The sequence below is a fragment of the Micromonospora sp. ATA51 genome (genome assembly GCF_016802855.1).
GTDB classification, from domain to species: domain Bacteria; phylum Actinomycetota; class Actinomycetes; order Mycobacteriales; family Micromonosporaceae; genus Micromonospora; species Micromonospora sicca.
This window is the reverse complement of sequence record NZ_JAEVHJ010000534.1, coordinates 1-2,638: the sequence shown is the minus strand read 5'-3', so window position 1 is coordinate 2,638 and position 2,638 is coordinate 1. Positions and strand designations below refer to the sequence as shown.

The following is a 2,638-nucleotide window of genomic DNA, read 5'->3' as shown; positions in this document are numbered from 1 at the left end:
ACCGGCCGGTCGGTCGCCGTGGTGGGCTCCGGCCCCGCGGGGCTCGCCGCCGCGCAGCAGCTCGCCCGCGCCGTCACGCCGTCACCGTGTACGAGCGCGACGACGCGCTCGGCGGCCTGCTCCGGTACGGCATTCCCGACTTCAAGCTGGAGAAGCAGCACATCGACCGGCGGCTGGCCCAGCTCGCCGCGGAGGGCGTGCAGTTCCGCACCGGGGTGGACGTCGGCGTGGACGTCACCGCCGAGCAGCTGCGCGCCGAGCACGACGCGGTGCTGCTGGCCTGCGGCGCCCTGCAGGGCCGGGACACCCCGGAGACGCCGGGCCGGCCGCTGCGCGGGGTGCACCAGGCGATGACGCACCTGGTCGCCGCCAACCGGGTGGTGGCCGCGGCCGGCCAGGGTCGGCCCGCGCTGGCCGTGCTGCCCGACGGCACGCCGATCGACGCGGCCGGCAAGCACGTGGTGATCATCGGCGGTGGCGACACCGCCGCCGACTGCCTCGGGGTGGCGCACCGGCAGGGCGCCGCCGGCGTCCACCAGCTCGACCTCTATCCGGAGCCGCCGACCAGCCGGGACGCCGACCGGGACCCGTGGCCCACCTGGCCGTGGATCCTGCGCAACTACCCCGCGCACGAGGAGGGCGGCGAGCGGGTCTTCGCCGTCGCGGTGCAGGAGTTCGTCGACGACGGCACCGGCCAGGTCAAGGGCGTCCGGATCGCCGAGGTGACCGTGGAGAAGCGGGACGGCCGGCGGATCGTCACCGCGCTGCCCGGCTCCGAGCGGGAACTGCCGGCCGACCTGGTGCTGCTGGCCATCGGCTTCGATGGCACCGAGGAGCAGCCGCTGCTGGCCCAGTTCGGGGTGGCCCGCAACGCCCGCGGCGCGGTCGACGCCCGGCCGGACTGGCAGACCGAGGCCGACGGGGTCTTCGTCGCCGGGGACATGCACCGGGGCGCCTCGCTGATCGTCTGGGCCATCGCCGAGGGGCGGGCCGCCGCCGCGGCGATCCACTCCTACCTGGGTGGGGCCGGCACCCTGCCCGCCCCGGTGGATCCGGCCCGGCAGCCGCTCGCCGCCCGCTGACCCCACGACACGGGGGCACGACACCCCGTCCGGACGTACCCGTCCCGGACCGGGGTGCTCGGCGTCGGCGTCCGGTTCGTGCCGGCGGCTGCCCCGCTGGTGCGGGCTGCCGCCGACGACCCGGTGAACCTGCTCACGAATGCGGCGAATCGGTTTGACCACGGGCCAGACTTGCCGGCTGCCGCACCCGAAACGGTGCGGCTTTGTCATGTCGTCGCCAACGGGGAGGTCGTCGTGGCCCTCGGAGCCACGTTCGCCGCGCTGCACCACCGGAACTACCGGATCTGGGCCGGTGCCGGGTTCGTGTCGGTCATCGGGACCTGGATGCAGGTGCTCGGCGTCAACTGGTACGTCCTCGCGCAGACCCGCTCGGCGACCTCGATGGGCCTGGCCATCCTGCTCCAGGCCCTGCCCACCCTGCTGCTCAGCGTCTGGGGCGGGGCGCTGGCCGACCGACTGCCGGCGAAGCCGCTGCTGATCACCGCCCAGGCGCTGCACGCCACCCTCGCCGCGGGACTCGCGGTGGTCGCTGCCACCGGCGCCGGCGGCCTCCCGGCGATCTACGTGATCTCCCTGGTCACCGGCGCGGTGTCGGCGATCGAGGGGCCGGTGGCGGGCCGCTGGTCCTCGACCCTGGTCGACCCCCGGGATCTGGGCAACGCCCTGGCGCTCGGCTCGCTGACCAATTCCGCCGGGCGCATCCTCGGCATGAGCGTCGGCGCTGTCGTGGTCGCCGCCATCGGGCCCGCGCTGCTCTTCGCCATCAACGCCGCCAGCTTCGTCGCGGTCGTCGCCGCCCTGTTCGCCGTACGCGAGCGGGAGCTGTACCGGGGGGAGGCCGCGACGGACGCGGTGGTCGCCGACGGCGACTCGGCCGTACGCGAGGGGGAGCGGCACGCCGCCGACCCGGCGCCGGCGGACGGCGGCATCCGGGCCGGCTTCCGCTACCTGCTGCGCCAGCCGGTGGTGCTGGTCGCGCTGGCCCTGTCGTTCGTGCTGGGCAGCCTGGGCCGCAACTACCAGGTGACCATGGCGGCGATGAGCGACGGCCCGCTGCGTGGCGGCGCCTCCGGCTACGGCCTGCTCTCCACGGTCTTCGCGGTCGGCACGGTGCTCGGCGCGCTCGTGGCGGCCCGCCGGCGGGACCTGGGCTACGGGGTGCTGGTCGGCGCAGGCCTGCTGGCCAGCGTCCTGCAGATTGTCGCCGGGCTGGCCCCCGGCACGCTCAGCTTCGCCGCGGTCATCCTCCCGATCGCCGCGGCGGCGGTCATCATCGACACCACGGTCGGCGCCCGCGCCCAGCTCGACACCGACTACGCCATGCGCGGCCGGGTGCTGGCCGCCCTGGCGGTGACCGGCTCGGTCTCCGCCGCGGTCGGCGCACCCCTGCTCGGCTGGCTCTCCGAGCACGCCGGGCCCCGACAGACCCTGGTGCTGGCCGGCGCGGTGACCGCGGTCGCCACCGCCGCCGCGGGCGTGGCCCTGGACGGGCTGCGCGACTGCCGGCTGCGTCGCCGGGTCACCCTGTGCTCGCCGCGCCCGCGGTGCGCCGCCCG

General features: G+C 76.2%; 1 protein-coding gene and 1 pseudogene. Both read left to right on the top strand.

What is annotated here, in order from left to right; genetic code table 11:
- Window positions 1–1,082, top strand: a pseudogene (locus JNW87_RS37300) (FAD-dependent oxidoreductase); the annotation flags it as partial.
- Window positions 1,083–1,316: 234 nt separating this feature from the next.
- Window positions 1,317–2,638: MFS transporter (locus JNW87_RS37295; protein ID WP_238455339.1), on the top strand; the 1,322-nt coding region annotated here is incomplete at its 3' end.